13 protein-coding genes are annotated in these 17,311 nt (G+C 34.6%); 9 read left to right on the top strand and 4 right to left on the bottom strand.

Features of this window, described 5'->3' with window-relative positions; genetic code table 11:
- Positions 1-173: 173 nt before the first annotated feature.
- Positions 174-1,022, bottom strand: coding sequence for a pantoate--beta-alanine ligase (panC, locus tag OA86_RS07680; protein ID WP_039351342.1), 849 nt, complete (start codon positions 1,020-1,022; stop codon positions 174-176).
- A 194-nt stretch (positions 1,023-1,216) separates the two neighbouring features.
- On the opposite strand from panC, the gene OA86_RS07675 reads away from it, so the two are divergent.
- The 9 genes from OA86_RS07675 (at position 1,217) to OA86_RS07635 (ending at position 13,508) form a co-directional block, all read left to right on the top strand.
- On the top strand, positions 1,217-1,987 hold the full coding sequence (locus OA86_RS07675; RefSeq protein ID WP_039351340.1) for a glycogen/starch synthase: 771 nt from the start codon (positions 1,217-1,219) through the stop codon (positions 1,985-1,987).
- A 14-nt stretch (positions 1,988-2,001) separates the two neighbouring features.
- Entirely contained in the window at positions 2,002-3,579 is a 1,578-nt protein-coding gene (locus OA86_RS07670; RefSeq protein ID WP_039351337.1) for a DUF4270 family protein, read from the top strand.
- 25 nt (positions 3,580-3,604) lie between these two features.
- Positions 3,605-5,455 (top strand): glutamine--fructose-6-phosphate transaminase (isomerizing), encoded by a 1,851-nt coding sequence (gene glmS, locus OA86_RS07665; protein ID WP_039351334.1) that lies wholly within the window; start codon positions 3,605-3,607, stop codon positions 5,453-5,455.
- 111 nt (positions 5,456-5,566) lie between these two features.
- Positions 5,567-6,982 (top strand): T9SS ring complex lipoprotein PorK/GldK, encoded by a 1,416-nt coding sequence (porK, locus tag OA86_RS07660; RefSeq protein WP_039351332.1) that lies wholly within the window; start codon positions 5,567-5,569, stop codon positions 6,980-6,982.
- Between the two features lie 51 nt (positions 6,983-7,033).
- Positions 7,034-7,717: a type IX secretion system motor protein PorL/GldL gene (gene porL, locus OA86_RS07655; RefSeq protein WP_039351329.1), complete on the top strand. Its 684-nt coding sequence runs from the start codon at positions 7,034-7,036 to the stop codon at positions 7,715-7,717.
- 53 nt (positions 7,718-7,770) lie between these two features.
- Entirely contained in the window at positions 7,771-9,333 is a 1,563-nt protein-coding gene (porM, locus tag OA86_RS07650; protein ID WP_039351326.1) for a type IX secretion system motor protein PorM/GldM, read from the top strand.
- 250 nt (positions 9,334-9,583) lie between these two features.
- Positions 9,584-10,465: a type IX secretion system ring subunit PorN/GldN gene (porN, locus tag OA86_RS07645; protein WP_052257459.1), complete on the top strand. Its 882-nt coding sequence runs from the start codon at positions 9,584-9,586 to the stop codon at positions 10,463-10,465.
- A gap of 75 nt (positions 10,466-10,540) precedes the next feature.
- The gene (locus tag OA86_RS07640) at positions 10,541-11,575 is read left to right on the top strand and encodes an NAD(P)/FAD-dependent oxidoreductase (protein WP_039351774.1); all 1,035 of its coding nucleotides are present in this window, start codon (positions 10,541-10,543) and stop codon (positions 11,573-11,575) included.
- 469 nt (positions 11,576-12,044) lie between these two features.
- Positions 12,045-13,508, top strand: a complete 1,464-nt coding sequence (locus OA86_RS07635; protein WP_039351323.1) for a glycoside hydrolase family 130 protein — start codon at positions 12,045-12,047, stop codon at positions 13,506-13,508.
- 76 nt (positions 13,509-13,584) lie between these two features.
- Here the strand turns inward: OA86_RS07635 and OA86_RS07630 are convergent, their stop codons facing one another.
- The 3 genes from OA86_RS07630 to OA86_RS07620 all read right to left on the bottom strand — a co-directional run bounded on the left by OA86_RS07630 (position 13,585) and on the right by OA86_RS07620 (position 17,126).
- Positions 13,585-15,849, bottom strand: coding sequence for a glycosyltransferase family 4 protein (locus OA86_RS07630; protein ID WP_039351320.1), 2,265 nt, complete (start codon positions 15,847-15,849; stop codon positions 13,585-13,587).
- 254 nt (positions 15,850-16,103) lie between these two features.
- Positions 16,104-16,754, bottom strand: a complete 651-nt coding sequence (locus OA86_RS07625; protein WP_052257443.1) for an SPFH domain-containing protein — start codon at positions 16,752-16,754, stop codon at positions 16,104-16,106.
- 87 nt (positions 16,755-16,841) lie between these two features.
- Entirely contained in the window at positions 16,842-17,126 is a 285-nt protein-coding gene (locus OA86_RS07620) for a cupin domain-containing protein (protein ID WP_246008046.1), read from the bottom strand.
- Positions 17,127-17,311: the final 185 nt, after the last annotated feature.

The raw sequence follows: 17,311 nt of genomic DNA, 5'->3' as shown, positions 1-17,311 counted from the left end.
TTTGTGATTTGGTTTTCAAAAGTCTTCCCACTAGGAAGACTTTTGATGTTTTGTGGATAATTGTATGTTTTATTTGAAAACAGATTTTCATTTTAGAAAATCGCTGTAAGCCAAGGATTAGGTTCTAAGTATTTTTAAAGAAATAGAACATTATTTCTTTAAAATATTTGAATTTACTCCAAATGCATATTATCAATCAACCGCACCTCATTTACAAAAACAACTATAAACGCACGATAATTATGTCCTTTGTAAAAGAAATCGGTTTCTTTCAAGGTTTGTTCGTCGGAGATTTCAAAATATTCCAAAACCATTCCTCTCTGGTCTTCGAAAATATCTTTTACCCGTTGGTTGATTTCTGGAACAGTGATAATTCGAAACCAGTCATTTACTTTTAATAAAGTTTCGTAGATGATTTTAGAAGCTTCCCGCTGTTCTGCGCTTAGTCTTTCATTGCGGGAACTCATCGCCAATCCGTTTTTCTCCCGATAAATCGCAACACCATGAATTTTTACAGGCAGTTTTAATTTTTCTACTAATTTTTCTATAATCACCAGTTGCTGAAAATCTTTTTCACCGAAATATGCATTGTCGGGTTGTACCTGCAGCAACAATTCTTCAACCACCGTTCCGACGCCATCAAAATGTCCCGGACGAAATTTTCCCTCCATTTCATTTTCCAAACCATCGAAATCATAAGATTTGCTTTTTAATCCATCCGGATATAAATCGGAAACTTCTGGAATATAAACAGCATCTACATAATCTGAATTTTCTAAGATTTTAAGGTCATTTTCAATATTTCGGGGATATTTTTCTAAATCTGCAGCATTATTAAATTGAGTAGGATTTACAAAAATGGAGGAGAAGACCAAGTCATTTTCTTTGCTCGCAGCTTCATATAGAGAAATATGTCCTTGGTGAAGCGCACCCATTGTAGGAGCAAAACCAATTTTCTTACCCATTTCCCGTTGTCTTTCAATATAATCGTGGAAGGTCTTCTTCGATTTAAAAATTTTCATAGTGTTATAATATCAATGTAAAAATAGGAATTTCTGCTAAAAAATTACTTAAATAAAATAAAATATTTTGCAGAAAAACCAAGTGGCTGAAATTATAATTATTAAAATATATTAATTAAAAAATATTCGTTTAAAATTTCGTAATTTTGCGCTGTAGAATATTCTGCTTAATCATAAGAAGAACGATAGAATTTATGCCGAACCAAAAAGTATTATACGTCACCACAGAACTGTATCCTTATCAGGAAGACAGTAACATAGCAACAATGGTGAGTAAAATGGCACTCAAAATGCACCAAGGAGGGAATGACGTTAGAGTTTTCATGCCAAGATTTGGCCAAATTAGCGAACGCAAGTTTCAGCTTCACGAAGTAATTCGCCTTTCGGGGATGAATATTATTATTAATGATCTCGATCAACCCTTAATCATTAAAGTAGCTTCTCTTCCGGGAGAAAGACTTCAGGTTTATTTCATAGACAATGAAGAGTATTTCAAAAGAAAACAATTTTATATCGATGATGAGGGAAAACCTTTTGACGATAATGATGAGCGAGCTATTTTCTTTGCAAGAGGAGTTATAGAAACTATTAAAAAGCTTAACTGGGTTCCAGATGTTATTCATTTAAATGGTTGGATGTCCTCTTTTATTCCAGTTTATCTAAAAACTTTTTACAAAAACGATTCTTATTTTAAAGATTCAAAAATTGTTCTATCTGTTTATAATGAGGAAGATTTAGCCCTTCCTGCAACGATAGAAGAAAAAATGAAATTTGACAATATTACTGCACTAAAAGCGTTTAAAAAACCGAGTTTTCAACAATTCGTTATCGACAGTATGGATTTGGTAGATGTAGTTTTAAAAGGCGATGAGTTCTTACAAGATGAACTCAAAGAAGCTTTTGACAAAACCGAGACTACAAAATCTGAGTACATCGACGCTGCTTCCATCAATAATTTATACTAAACAATTTTTTTTTAATGATAAATAATATTCAAAAATTATTCAAAATTACCGCAACATTGGTGATTGGGAGTTTAATTTTGTGGAATTGTGAACCTGATCCAGATCAACTTGGTTCACAATTTTTTCAGAACGGTGCACAAGGAACAGAAACTTTGTATCCTGTTATTGCTTATAATGCAAAGAACGGTGATACGATCCGAACTGATGCTGTTCGTCTTAATAGTGCTACTCTTGGTGCTTTTAGCGAATCACAGTTTGGGTTGCAGAAATCAGCTTTTGTTACGCAGGTTCGTTTAAGTTCTTATGCACCAAATTTTGGGGTAAATCCGATTATAGATTCTGCAGTTTTGGTCATAAAACCATTATATGCAGCAGATTCAATAACGACAACCACTGATGAAACCTATATTTATCCAATAGGAGCGGTTGAGGCAAAAAAAGTGGTCAATAATTATCCGGTAACCAAATACGGTAAAGCTAAGCTTGGTGGTACTAAAACTACTTTTAATATAAAAGTGCGTGAAGTAACAGATTTTCTTGGCGGGAATACTGATCAAATTAGATCAAACAAAATCGTTGGTACAGGTAGTGTTATTGGTTCCAAGGTTTTCAAAGGAGATGTTAATTCGATAGTAATTACAAAAAAAACAGATAACAGTGTTCTTTTTCAAAGAGATGCCACAATAAGAATCCCAATGGATTCTGCATTTTTTCAGAATAAAATCATTACTAAAGGTACTGCGCCAGAACTTACTGATGCAGCTTCATTTATAAGATATTTTAAAGGTTTGAAAATTTCTGTTGATGAAAACGATGGGTATATTTTCAATTTCGACCCCAATTCAATGGTCATTAATCTGTACTACAAAAAGGATAAAGTTGATGGTACAACAACAACTCGTGAGCAGATGGTTTATCCGATGGATGTAGGTTCATCGAATACTCATTTTAGTCAAATCGATTTCGTAAGAGCGGGAACGCCTTCTGAAACTGCTTTGGCTTCATCGAATGAAGTGACTGGAGATTCAAGAATTTACGCACAGGGAATGGGTGGTCCAGGAATAGGTCTTCGAGTTCCTCTTGCAACTGTAGATGCGATCAAAGCGATGTATAAAAACGATAAGATTGGAATTATTTCAGCAAAAATCAGGATTTATACGGATGCAGTTAATTGGAACAACTCTTACAGAAAACCGATTACTTTCGTTGTGAGACAGCGAGATTTAAGTCTTACTGGGGAAGCTCAGTACCTTAAAGATTTCCTTACAGACATTAGCGCTTTGGCATATACTGGAAATTATAATCTGGTTAAAGCTTATGACTTAGACAAAAATCCTGCGTATTATGACATAGGAATTACACAAACGTTCAAGAATATTATTGAAACCGAATCGAAGAATAATGACCTTATCTTAAATGTTGGTAATTATACGACAGATGCAAACGGTAATTTGTTAGGAATACAGTATAAATCATTAGGTCAGCAGAATTTTAATTCAAGATCTTTTACCCCATTTAGAGCAGTGTTTATAGGAACAGAAGCCAATAACGTTCAAAGTCCTAAGTTGATTTTGACCTACGGTAAAAAGTAATAGTAATAATTAAAGAATAAAATTTATGTGTGGTATTGTAGGATATACTGGATTTCAGGATGCATATGAAGTAGTTATAAACGGACTTCGGAGATTAGAATATAGAGGTTATGACAGTGCAGGTATAGTTTTAGAACAAGGATCAAACTTTGACGTAGCGAAAACCAAGGGAAAAGTTGAAGATTTAGTAGCGATATCAAAAAATCTTATAGGCAAATCGCATGTTGGAATGGGTCATACAAGATGGGCAACTCATGGCGTTCCCAGCGATCGAAATTCTCACCCACATCTTTCAAACAATGGTAAAATTGCCATAGTTCACAACGGGATTATCGAAAATTACGATACGATTAAAATTATGCTTACTGAGAAAGGTTTCGTTTTTCATTCAGAAACCGATACCGAAGTTTTGGTAAATCTTATTCAGTATTTTATGGACATTAATACCGATATTGATTTCCCTACTGCAGTGAGATATGCTTTAAATGAAGTATATGGAGCTTACGCGATTACGGTAATGCACGAAGATTTTCCGGGCGTATTAGTGGTTGCGAGATTAGGTTCTCCATTGGCAATTGGTTTAGGAAATAGCGAATATTTTATTGCTTCAGATGCTTCTCCTTTTGTAGAGTTTACTAAGGAAGCTGTTTATTTAGAAGAAGGTCACATGGCGACTATTTCCCTGAAAAATGGCGTTGATATTCGAAATATTAAAGACAATGTGAAGATTACTCCAGAAGTTCAGCAATTAAAACTGAGTTTGGAGCAAATTGAAAAAGGAGGTTACGAACATTTTATGCTGAAAGAAATTTTCGAACAGCCAAAATCGATTCATGATACTTTAAGAGGAAGATTACTGGTAGAGGAAGGCATCATCAAAATGGCCGGAATCTGGGATCACCTCGAAAGATTAAATCAGGCACAGAAAATTACGATAATTGCTTGTGGAACTTCCTGGCATGCCGGTTTAATCGGCGAATATTTAATCGAAGAATTTGCGAGAATTCCTGTTGAGGTTGAATATGCTTCAGAATTCCGTTACAGAAACCCGATTATTACTGATAAGGACATTGTAATTGCAATTTCCCAGTCTGGAGAAACTGCAGATACAATGGCTGCAATAAAAATGGCCAAAGAAAAAGGTGCATTTGTTTATGGGATTTGTAACGTTGTAGATTCTTCAATTTCTCGAATTACAGATGCAGGTTCTTATACCCATGCAGGACCGGAGATCGGCGTAGCTTCTACAAAAGCATTTACTTCCCAGTTGACTGTCCTTTCTTTAATTGCATTAAAATTAGGAAAGCACAACGGTCATTTGAGCAATCAGGAATTCATGAAATTGATTACTGAGCTTGATGCCCTTCCGAAAAAAGTGGAAGAAGTATTAGAAAGTACTCACGAACATGTTAAAGAAATTGCAAAACATTTTATTGGCGCTCAAAATTTCCTTTATTTAGGAAGAGGTTATAATTTCCCTGCAGCTTTGGAAGGTGCTCTTAAATTAAAAGAGATCTCATACATCCACGCAGAAGGATATCCTGCAGCAGAAATGAAGCATGGTCCAATTGCGTTGATCGACGAAAATATGCCAATTGTAATCATTGCACCGAAGCAGGGTCACTATGATAAAATCGTGAGCAATGTGCAGGAAATTAAGGCTAGAAAAGGAAGAATTATCGCATTGGTGAACAAGGGTGATACACAAGTAGCATCTGTTGCAGATTTTGTGATTGAGTTCCCAGAAACTTCAGAATGTTTTTCTCCAATTATTGCTTCTATACCGTTGCAGTTATTGGCTTATTACATTGCAGTTTACAGAGGTGCAAATGTGGATCAACCTAGAAATCTCGCAAAATCTGTTACCGTAGAATAAAAATAATGTTAATTTTTATAAAATAATTCAAACATTTTTTCGTTTTGGAAAAAAAATCATAATTGTTTTTCCAAAAAATTATATATTTACCGCTTAATTTCAATAAATAGAATGAAAAGAATATTTCTTATATTACTATCCGCATCTTTTATCATCTCTTGTTCCAAAGGTGGCAAGTCTACCGCTGGAAAACCAGGTATTAAAGGAGAATTAGTGCCAAGAAGCAAATCAAAATCTTTTGTTGCAGAACGTCCGTACGGAATGGTCGCAATTCCTGCCGGATCTTATGTAATGGGTCTTGCTGATCAGGATTTCACCAACCAGGCAGAAAAAGCCAGCCTTAAAACGGTAACTGTTTCTTCCTTCTTTATGGATGAAACTGAGATTACCAATGCAGAATACCGCGTTTTTATCAATTATGTTCGTGACTCTATAGTACGTTCTTTGCTAGCGGAAGCTGCCGGTGATGGTGGATCAGCTGGAGACGGAGGTTCTATTGGAGATTTTGCCTATTTATCAAAAAAAGCTGGAGAAAATAAAACCCCTTACCAAGAATTTATGGAGGGTCAAGGTGGAAGAGATGGTTATAACGAATCTAAAAAATTGGATTGGAGTGTTCCATTACGTTGGAAAACTTCAGAATATCCCGATGCTCAATATGCTGAAATTTTAGAATCAGTTTATATTCCACCTGCGGAAAGAATTAATAATGAAAGAATTATTGACGCTAGAAAATTGAAATATGCTTACAATTGGGAAGATATAGAATCTGCCATTAAAGATAAATCAAGAGGTGCAAAATATTTAAAAAAAGAAAGTATCGCTGTTTATCCTGATACCACGGTTTGGATCAAAGATTTTAACTATGCGTATAACGAACCTCTTTACGATGGTTATTTTTGGCACAGTGCTTATAAAAACTATCCTGTTGTTGGCGTAACTTGGGATCAAGCGAGAGCATATTGTAATTTTAAATCAAAATTGAAATCAGATTATAACGACTCTCTTAAAAAGAAGAAACAAAAAGCGATGGCTTTCCGTCTTCCAACGGAAGCTGAGTGGGAATATGCTGCACGTGGTGGAAAAGAAAATGCAACTTATCCTTGGGGTGGACCATATTTAATGGATGATAGAGGCTGTTATTTAGCCAACTTCAAACCAAAAAGAGGTAATTACATCGAAGACGAAAAAAAAGGAACTTATACATATACTGCTCCAGTGAAACAGTTTGGGAAAAACGGTTTCGGATTATTTGATATGGCAGGAAATGTAGCAGAGTGGACAGAATCTCCTTATAATAATTCTACTTACGAATTTGCTTCTACATTAAATCCATATCTATCAAACCAAGCTTACAGAGAAGTAAGAAAAACGGTAAGAGGTGGTTCTTGGAAAGATGTAGGATATTTATTAATGAACGGAGCTAGAGATTACGAAAGAAAAGATTCTGCCAGAAGTTATATCGGTTTCAGAACCGTACAAGACATTCCTGAAGGAACAGCGAAATTCAAAAAAAGAACAAACTAGAAAGCATTTAAAAACAAATAATAATTATTAACTAAAACAAATTTATAACACATGTTTAAAACTAAAGAAGGAGTTTACAACTTTATCTACTCAATTGGAGCTGCAATCGTAATTTTAGGAGCCCTATTCAAAATGACTCACTGGCATTTAGGTCCTCTTACTGGAAATGTAACCTTAGCAATAGGTTTGATTACGGAGGCGATCATTTTCACCATCTTCGCATTCGATGCACCAAAATCGGAAGAATCTTATGCTTGGGAAAATGTTTACCCAGAATTGTTAGATTCTCATGCAGCAAGTACTAAGCATTCTACAGTAGGCTTTCAATCAGCAGAAGTTAAAGAATTGGAAAATTCTTTGTCTGATAAATTAGATAAAATGTTGGCAGATGCTAAACTAGATGTAAGCCTTTTTGATAGATTAAGAACAGGAATTGATAAATTTTCAACTTCAGTTGATCAGATTAACCAAACTGTAGATGTTACAGGTTCCACTCAAAAATATAACGACCAGTTAATGCTCGCTGCAAGTCATCTTGAAAGTATGAATGCATTATATGCACTTCAATTAGAGCATGGTAAAACACAAACTGAATACAGCAAGAAGTATGTAGAAGATATGCAGAAATCTGCTGCTCATTCAGAAAAATTCAACGATGAATTATCTGGATTAACTTCTAACCTTAACAGTCTTAATAGAGTTTACGGCGGAATGCTTAGCGCGATGAAATCATAGTTTTCTAACCATTTATATTTAAAATTTAATTATTAACAAAATTTACTAAAGAAATGGCACAAGGAAAACAGACGCCTCGTCAGAAGATGATCAACTTGATGTATCTGGTTTTCATTGCAATGCTTGCAATGCAGATTGACCAAGAAATCATCAGGTCTTACAAAGATACCACCGGTTCTTTGGAAGAAACAAGAGCACTAACAGAGAATAATAATTCAATATTCAAGCAGACTTTAATAGCAAAAGCGGCGAATACTCCCGATAGTTTTGCGGCTCCTTTAAATAATTATAAAGGTTTAGAAGCAAAAGCTGATGATTTGGTTCAAAGTATAGAAACTTTGAAAACTGAGTTGAGTAAAGGCGCTGAATACGACAAAAATCAGCAAGATATTCAGGAAAGTTTCGCAGCATTAAATAATACAGAACCTTCTACCAACGTTTTTTTTATATCGGGTGACGAAAATAAACCTTCGAAAAAAACTGCAGATTTAAAAACGAAAATCGAAGCTTTTAAAAGTTATATCAACCAGACTTTTGGTTCGAATAATTTGATGAAAGCGATGGTTGCAAGAACTAACAAACAAATGGTTACCGAATACAAGCAATTGCGAAATGGTAAAAATTGGGTGCAATATAAGTTCTATAATCAGCCGTTAATTGCTGCATTGTCTAATTTAGAAGTAATTCAATCTTCTGCCAGAGGAATTCAAGGTGATGCATTATCAATAATGCTTCAGGAAAAAATTGATGCAGACATCAAATTTGATGCTTATCAAGCAATTGTTTCTGCGCCAACAATCGTAATTCAAGGTGAAGCTGCGCAAGGTAAAGTTGCAATTGGAAATTATTCCAGCAACGTACCTGGTTTAACAATGCCTGGTTTAACAGTTGAAAATGGTCAGGGAAGCCGTAATTTAGATACAGGTTCTTTGGGTGATAAAACCTTTGCAGGAACTATTTCTTTCAAGGATGTCAACGGAAAAGAAATTCCTTTAACATATAATCATACCTACAAAGTAATTGCAGGAGCACAGGAATTGAAAGCTCAAAAAGGAGCGATCGTAACTGCTGATAAAATGAATGTTTTATACCGAGGTTTACCAAATCCAATTTCAGGATCTATTTTAGGAGCAGATATGTCAGGAATTTCCTTATCAGCAGCAGGAGCTTCTGTTAGTGGAAGTGGAGGAAAATGGACCGTAACTCCAGGAGCAGGTTCTACGGTAAAATTAACGATTTCTGGAAAAGATCCAAAAGGAGGTACAATTTCACAAGCATTTGATTTCAGAATCAAAAACGTTCCACCACCTGTTGGTCAAATTCAGGGAAGTTTTGTGGTTTCGATGCCTGCAAGTTCAATTCCAAACCAAAAGGTTTCGGTTGTAATGCCAGATTTCGATTTCCCGGTAAGCTTCACAGTAAACAGTTTTATGTTTAAAGTTCCAGGAAAAGCTGGAATGTTAATCAACGGAAATTCATTAAATTCAGTTGGTAATTTAACAAAAGGATTGCGTAACGGTGATATTGCTTATGTATTTAATATTAATGCAACAGCAACTGGTTTAGGTAATCAAGCATTAAAACAAATTCCGCCTGTTGTAATAAACGTACAATAATTACGTTTAAAAATCATATATATAATTTTCCAGAAAGATGAGAAAGATACTATTTCTGTTATTAGCTTTAAGTTTTCTAGGGTTAAATGCCCAAAAGAAAAAGAAGACGGTTAAGAAAAAGAAAGCAAGAACGACAAAGACTGTTGCGGCAAAACCTGATGCAGGACAAAATATGGGTAACATTGATTCGTTAGTTAACGCTTACGCAACTCCCGCTATTCCTGAGGTACCAGAAGAGCCTATTAATTCGATGTCTATTTTAAATGCGAAATCTCCGGAGTCTTTCAGAAAATTCAGAGAACTCGGTATGATAAAGCAAGGTGATTCTATGGTTTCTACCAAAGTTACGCCGCTTAAATATGGTTTTATCGAAGATAAAGACATCTTAAAAAGTATGGTGGTTTGGGAAATTATTGATATGAACGATAAAATCAATCAGCCGTATTACCATAATGAAGATGGAATTGTTTCGCAGAATAAATCGCTTTATCAAATTTTATTTGATGCCATTAATAATGGTAAAATTAAAGAAGTGTATGATGACGAGCTTTTCACTGTAAGATTAAGTCCGGAAGCGATTCAGGCTAGAATCAAGAATGAAGTGATGAGTAATGCCGGAACTGATGCCATGAATGCTAATAACGGAGTGTTGACGGAGGAACAAAAGAAAGAATTCATCAACGTATACGAAACCAAAACCGAAACTGTAAAAGTTTTGAAGATTAAAGGAATGTGGTACATCGATCGCAGAGACAGTCAGATGAAATACAGATTGTTAGGAATAGCTGCAATGGGTCCAGATCCATCTACTATGGGTCAATTTGGGCCAGACGGAAGACCTTTGGCTTCAAAAGATGAATTGATCGATTTGTTCTGGGTTTATTATCCGGATGCGAGAGAAGTCTTAGCAAATTCGATTGCTTTCAATAATAAAAATCTTTCTTCAGATATTTCTTTTGATGATTTATTGAACGCCAGACGATTTTCTACCATTATTTATAAATCAGACAATGGTTTAGGAAACGGTGTTATCAAGGATTATATTCCGAAAGATGCCGATGGTCAATTAGAGGAAAGTGAAGCGATCAAAGCACAGATTCTTCAAATGGAAAATGACATGTGGAATTACTAAATTTCACTTGAAAATATCACAAAACCTGAGTATTTTTACTCAGGTTTTTTTGTCTTAAATTTTAGAATAATGAAAATGAAAAATGTTGATTATATAATTGTTGGTGGTGGTTACGCAGGAATCTTTTTTGCGCATCAGTTGATTGCTCATAACAAATCTTTTGTTCTATTTTCCGGAGATCGAAAAGGAGCTTCCAAAGTTTCCGCAGGAGTTATAAATCCTGTGGTTTTAAAAAAGTTTACTACTTTTTGGCTCGCTGAAGAGCAGATTGATTTTCTCGCAAAAACAATGTCGGAAATTGAAACTTATACAAGAAAAAATTATTTGATCAATGAAAATATTCATCGTATTTTTCATGATGAAAAGGAAAAAGAGTTATGGTTGAGCAAAACCGAAACTGATGAATTAGGGCCATTTCTAAATTCTTATTTTGAAACTTTAGAAACTATAAAAAATCCGTTCGGAACTGGTTCTGTAAAAAAATCGGCGCGTTTAGATGTAGATGCTTTTTTTAAGGATTTTTTCGATTACTTTAAAGTGAATAATCAGCTCATTCAAGAACAATTTGATTATTCACAGCTTTCTGAAAATACCTACAAAGATTTTACTTTTAAAAATCTTGTTTTCTGCGAAGGAATGGGAGTGAGAGCGAATCCTTATTTTAATGATATTCAGGTAATTCCAAACAAGGGACATCATTTAAAAGTAAGACTTTCTGTGAAATTAGATCATCAATATACTTTAAAGAAAAAACATTTTCTGTTTCCTTTAAATGAAGACGTTTATTATTATGGCGGAACTTATGATCCTAACGAAAGAGAAGATGAGATTGATGAATTCAAACGGGAAGAACTCATTGTTGGATTACAGGAATTTTATCCTCACGATTTCGAGGTTGAAGAAATCAATTATGGTTTTCGACCAACGGTGAAAGATCGTCGTCCGATTTTAGGAAATCATCCAGAACACGAAAATTATTTTATTTACAACGGTTTAGGAGCACGCGGAATTTTGAATGGATGTTATTTTTCCCGAGAACTTTACGAGCATATTGAAAATGGAAAAAAATTGATACCAGAAGTAGATTTAAAACGATTTATTAAAAAATAGCACTTCCCGCCTATTTGAAAATGAGCATATTATATGAAATGGCAGTAAACTAAGCAGAAATGCGTTCTTCAATTAAAAAAATTTATCATCATTTGTGTTAATAAAATAATTTTTTTTAATTCAACAAGCAAGGCTTAATTTGTGTGTTTTTAGAACCTATAAAATATGAAATATATAAACTTTGTTTGGAGAAGAAGTGGTAAATAATCCAAATTTTATCTGTGCAAAAGTCGATATGAATTTAGTAGTACACAATACGTAAAACTACGTATTTTTTCAAAAATTTATTTTTCTGGTAAGATGTTTTGCGCTAAAACTTTACTGATAATCATTATATAATTTAGTGATTTATTTAAGTTTAATTTAGTGATTTATTGCTTTTTTTTCTTTAAAGTTTAACATAATTTTATCGTTAAACTTTATTATTTTTTTTTTCTTCGTTGTACCTTACATATTCAAATTCAATGAAATGAGAGTTCCCGTAACACGAAAAAAATTACATTTTCTACCTGATTCCAGCAGGGTAATTGCACGCTATTTTATGAATGGTGAAGCCGAAACTAAAGATACGATAGCATTGGTTTTTGCGATGAGCGAAAATGAAGTTCATGTCGCTTTAAACCAGACATTACGGGAGTTTGCTTATCGTCATCGTCATATTACTCGCCTTTTTATGAATCATTATCATAACGCCAAAGGAATTATTGATCAAATGCAGATCAATGTTGATGGAATATCAGAAGAGCGTAAACTGCTTATCGGCTCTTATCTTACCATGGAATATTCTCTTGAATCAACGGCTTTTTTTAATCCTTCAATCATTCCAGATGTTGATCAAACTTATTTGGAGGAAGGAGAAATGCGCGTAATTATTTCATTTAGAGCCACAGGTGAAGGACATATTTCATCTATTGTGTTTAGAAGAGCGATACTCGATAAAAACAATGATCTTCACATGATGAGTATTGGAAAATCAATGGATATTGCTGAAGTATTGCAAAAAACATCTTACCACAAAGGAAGATTTATAAAAAAAATGCAGGAGATGAATATTTCCGATAAGTATTTCGGTGCTATTGTAGAAAATCTCCCAGATCATTTTGAATATTTAGTTTTAAAGGAGGCTGTAGATAATACCTTGAAAGATCCTAGTATCAGTACTGACAGAAGAATTGCTTTCGAAGAAATTGCCTGGTTATTAGAGTCTTACTACGATATTGAGTTTCATAAAGATTCAGACATCAGTGAACGCGTAATTTTCCCCATTTCAGAATCAGAAAGTAATGGAATAGAAGATGCCCGTTTTGTTCGCTTTACCGACGATGATGGCACCGTGAAGTTTTATGCAACCTATACTGCTTATAACGGTCATACGATTTTACCAAAGTTTCTTTCGACGGAAGATTTTTGCACATTCCGAATTATGCCTTTGAGAGGAAAAGGTGCAATGGGTAAAAATCTGGCATTTTTCCCTAAAAAAATTAAAGGTCAATATGCCATGCTTTCTAGAATAGATGGAGTTAATAACTATATCATGTTCTCTGATAGAAATACCCTTTGGGATAATCCTATTCTTCTTCAGAAACCAAAATATCCTTGGGAATTTTCGAAAATAGGAAATTGTGGATCGCCGATATGGACCGAAGAAGGATGGTTGATCATCACACACGGAGTAGGTCCGATGCGACGTTATTGCATTGGTGCATCGCTATTGGATCTGGATGATCCGACCAAAGTAATTGGGCGATTAAAAGAACCGCTTCTCATGCCTTTAGAAAATGAGAGGGAAGGATATGTTCCAAATGTAGTGTATTCCTGTGGTTCCATTATTCACAACAACCATCTGATTTTGCCTTATGCGGTTTCTGATTATTCTACCACTTATGCAGTAGTGGAGATGGCGGCACTATTTGAAGGTTTGAAGAATAATTAAATAGCCACAAAAATACTTTAGATAATTAACTGGGTCTTCATCAATTATTTTGTGATGATCTCCACTTCAATTTATATTAACACGTTTTGTCGCTTAAATCGCTTAATTTATTTAGATTGCGGAAATGGTAAGATTCTTCGTAAGCACATAATACCGTGAGATGCGAAATAAGGTAAGCCAAAGAACTTTCAGCTCCTTGATTTCGATTGATGCCATAATCTTCAAAACCGTCGCAGCACCCTTTAGTTTCGAAATCATATAAACTTAAACGAAGATCATTTTCGCCCAAAAACCACATGTAGGAAGTGAAAAGTTTTTCTAAATATTCTCTTTTTGCTGTGAGTACAAAAGCTTGGTGGTACATCAGCACCATTGCCATTGCATCAATCGGCTGTTGAGCATAAATAGATCTTTCTTGATCTTTTACGAACCACTGTTTGTTTCCGATTACCGACAAGTATCCATCTTTCAGAGTATGTGAAGTTAAAAAATTCATCGATTCGATTGCAATATCTTCTACTTTCTTATTTTCTAAAATGTGGGAAGCGTGAAGCAAAGCCAATGGTAAAATACCATTGTCATAAGCTAAAAGTGATTCAAACCAATCCCAGTTCTCTGATTTGTTTTGCTCGAAATGTAAAACGAGAATTTCCGTCATTCTTTGTAAAATCATTTTTACATCTAGATCATCAGGATTTATTTTAAGATAATAGCTTATCCCAATCATTGTATTGGCAATACCTCTGATTGATTTCATTTTTTCAAAATTGGGTAAAGCCTCAAAAAAAACCAATCTTGCCATTTGGTAATATGCATCGTTTGGAGCGTTTTGCATCAAATAACCAAGACTCCAGATGGTTCTTCCAAAAGAATCTTCAGAGCCAACCTCATCGAGAAAATTGCGGTTGAAACTCAGAAAATTCCGGAAAGTCCCATCCTTATTTTGCATATAATGAATGTAACTCAGGTAAACAGGCATTAACTCTAAAGCAACTGCATTTTTTTTCTGTTTATAAGCCATAGAAACCATAAGCAGTGCTCTTGCATTATCATCCAAACAATACCCTTCTTTTAAATTAGGAATTCCAAATTTTGCGTGCTGAATAATTCCGGTATCATCAGTCAATCTTTTAATATGCGTCAATGAAAACGGGGGCAACAACAAAGGGTCGATATCGGTTTCCTTTTTAGGTTCTGGTTTTGCAGGAGCAGATACGAGTTTTTCAGCAAGTTCTAAGTATCTCTCCCCAATCTTTGGCCAGATAATATCTTGACCATATTCCTCCGCTTTTTGCTGAATAGTCTTCATCAAATCCGGATGATCAAATAATTCATTTAGGACTTTTGCCAATCCATTTTCATCTTTAAAATCAAACAGGCATCCTCTATTTTCTGTGAGTAATTCTGCTGCATGCCAATATGGAGTGGAAACGACAACACAACCAGAACCCATCGCATAAGTTAGAGTTCCGCTTGTAATTTGAGCTTCATTGATGTAGGGTGTAATATAAATATCAGACGCGGAAAGGTATTTAAAAAGTTCTCTTTCTTCCACAAATTCATTGAGGAGAAGAACGTGATCGTTTAATTTTAATTTTTTGATAAGAACTTGAAGATAATTTCGGTATTCTTCTCCCGCTGATCTAAGCACATTTGGATGCGTTTTTCCTGCAACCACATAAAAAACATCAGGATGCTTTTCTATAATTTGAGGTAAGGCTTTGATCACCGTTTCAATTCCTTTGTTGCGACCAACGAAGCCAAAGGTTAAAAGCAGTTTTTTATCACCGAATTTTAATTCAGTTCTCGACTGCTCTTTATCAAAATGAATATCGGGAACTCCATGTTCTATGCGAACAATTTTTTCTGGCGGAACATCGTAGATATTTTCAAGAAATTGAACTGCTTTGTTACTCATCACGACCAATTTATCAGACAATGCAGCTATCTTTTTCAGAACAGCTTTTTCGGTATAAGAGGGGTTTTCGAGAATGGTGTGCAAAGTTGTAATCAAAGGAATATGCAACCGATGCAAAAGTGGCAAAATATATACACCACTGTGTCCGCCGAAAATTCCAAATTCGTGTTCGACAATACAGATATCGGCGCCGCTTCTATTAATAAAATCCGCAGCTTTCAGATAATCAGTTTGTCGCTCCTGATGGATTGTTAATTTTACTTCAGGGGGAAATGCATAGGTTTCCTGGTCGTCATGCATTGCGATAACAATGATTTCATTATCTTCATTACCATTTTTCTCCATGGCTTGAGCAAGACTATGCGTAAAAGTACCAATTCCGCATTCTCTTGGTGGATAAGTAGCTACAAAAGCGATTTTCATTTTTTAATTTCTTTATTATGTTTTGTAGCATTTATTTATGCACCAAAAAACGATTAAAGTTATGCAAAATTTGAAAGAAAATATTGAATAGAAATACCTTATAATTACAGATTTCACAGATTCTTCTTAATATCGTTCATAGCATATCTACCATGATTATTCCGAAACAAAATCATTAAAAAAGTCATCTAATTTTTTGAAAATAAGTTGCGATGCCAATTAAATGAGCATTAATAATCTAATTAGTCATTCACTTAATCCATCTTTGATCTTTTACTAATAGGAACAAGTCCCGCCATTTCTCCAATAATATTAACCAGTTTACTACCGGTCGGAACTACGATCTTGGCGTTTGATTGCAGTGCATTTTCCACGGCTTCCAGTTTTCTGAGAGTTTGAGCGTTGCCCACAAAATATTTGTCCGCAGATTCATTGACCAACTTTATTGCCTCTGCTTCACCTTCAGCATGTAATATTTTGGCTTGTTTCACTCCTTCCGCCTCTTTTATCTTTGCTCGTTTTACACCATCTGCAACCGTTTCTGCAGCGGTCGCATAATCGATCGCTGCAATTTTTTCATTTTCGGCTTTCACGACTTTGTTCATGGTTTCCTGAACATCTTTTGGAGGATCAATTTCCTTTAACTCTGTTCTCACCACCTCAATTCCCCACTTCCTCGTTTCTGTAAGTAATGTTCTGTAGAGTTCTGCATTTATTTTACCACGTTCGCTGTTGGCAGATTTTAAGGTTAATGTACCGATAATATTTCTCAGGGTTGTTCGTGCCAAATTTACAATCTGATATTTATAATCGTTTATATTATAAATTGAACTCTTCACACTTTCTTCGTCGTTTTTAATTTCAAAATAAACCTGTGCATCAACTCTGGCGTTGTAATATTGAATTTTTTTTTAATTATTAATGTTTTTTAATAGTGTCATTCATAACCACTCTTAATGATGGTAGAAATCATTTTAAATCGCTCATTTGCTTTAATAGAATTTTTTGGAATGAGCCGGAATAATAATAGATTGACCGCTTTTCACCATGTATGGGTGATCGTCAATCATAATATCTGCCTGTTCTTCGATGATCTGAATAAAGGTATCAAAAGGTGAAATTAAATTTGATAAGATTTCACCCGCATCAACGGAAATAGCGGTCACACTACCCGTCGTTTTCTTTATGATTGTTTTTGCAACCACTGCATTGGGAATATAGTCTATAATCTCTGCGATAAAAAAAGCTTTTGATTTTTCAACTTCTATATTTTTCATCGTTAATTTTTTTAGAATTAAATGATAGATATAATACCCTTGAAAATCTAGACCACTATTTAAGTTGAAATTATTAACTTTAAATAGTCGGAAAAAACATGAGAAAAATTAGAAGGAAATTTGATGGTAGTTTTAAAGCCAAGGTAGTAATTGAGGCTTTAAAAGAAAGAGAAACACTGCAGCAA

It is taken from the genome of Kaistella jeonii, assembly GCF_000812865.1.
In the GTDB taxonomy this organism is placed as follows: domain Bacteria; phylum Bacteroidota; class Bacteroidia; order Flavobacteriales; family Weeksellaceae; genus Kaistella; species Kaistella jeonii.
The sequence above is the reverse complement of the archived record's forward strand: the minus strand, read 5'-3'. Positions and strand labels throughout refer to the sequence as shown.

Coding starts and splice junctions, on each gene's coding strand:
- OA86_RS07630 (WP_039351320.1), bottom strand. CDS start 15,849: ATGAAAATCGCTTTTGTAGCTACTTATCCACCAAGAGAATGCGGAATT.
- porL (WP_039351329.1), top strand. CDS start 7,034: ATGTTTAAAACTAAAGAAGGAGTTTACAACTTTATCTACTCAATTGGA.
- porM (WP_039351326.1), top strand. CDS start 7,771: ATGGCACAAGGAAAACAGACGCCTCGTCAGAAGATGATCAACTTGATG.
- OA86_RS07670 (WP_039351337.1), top strand. CDS start 2,002: ATGATAAATAATATTCAAAAATTATTCAAAATTACCGCAACATTGGTG.
- OA86_RS07675 (WP_039351340.1), top strand. CDS start 1,217: ATGCCGAACCAAAAAGTATTATACGTCACCACAGAACTGTATCCTTAT.
- glmS (WP_039351334.1), top strand. CDS start 3,605: ATGTGTGGTATTGTAGGATATACTGGATTTCAGGATGCATATGAAGTA.
- OA86_RS07620 (WP_246008046.1), bottom strand. CDS start 17,126: ATGAAAAATATAGAAGTTGAAAAATCAAAAGCTTTTTTTATCGCAGAG.
- porK (WP_039351332.1), top strand. CDS start 5,567: ATGAAAAGAATATTTCTTATATTACTATCCGCATCTTTTATCATCTCT.
- porN (WP_052257459.1), top strand. CDS start 9,584: ATGTCTATTTTAAATGCGAAATCTCCGGAGTCTTTCAGAAAATTCAGA.
- OA86_RS07635 (WP_039351323.1), top strand. CDS start 12,045: ATGAGAGTTCCCGTAACACGAAAAAAATTACATTTTCTACCTGATTCC.
- panC (WP_039351342.1), bottom strand. CDS start 1,022: ATGAAAATTTTTAAATCGAAGAAGACCTTCCACGATTATATTGAAAGA.
- OA86_RS07640 (WP_039351774.1), top strand. CDS start 10,541: ATGAAAAATGTTGATTATATAATTGTTGGTGGTGGTTACGCAGGAATC.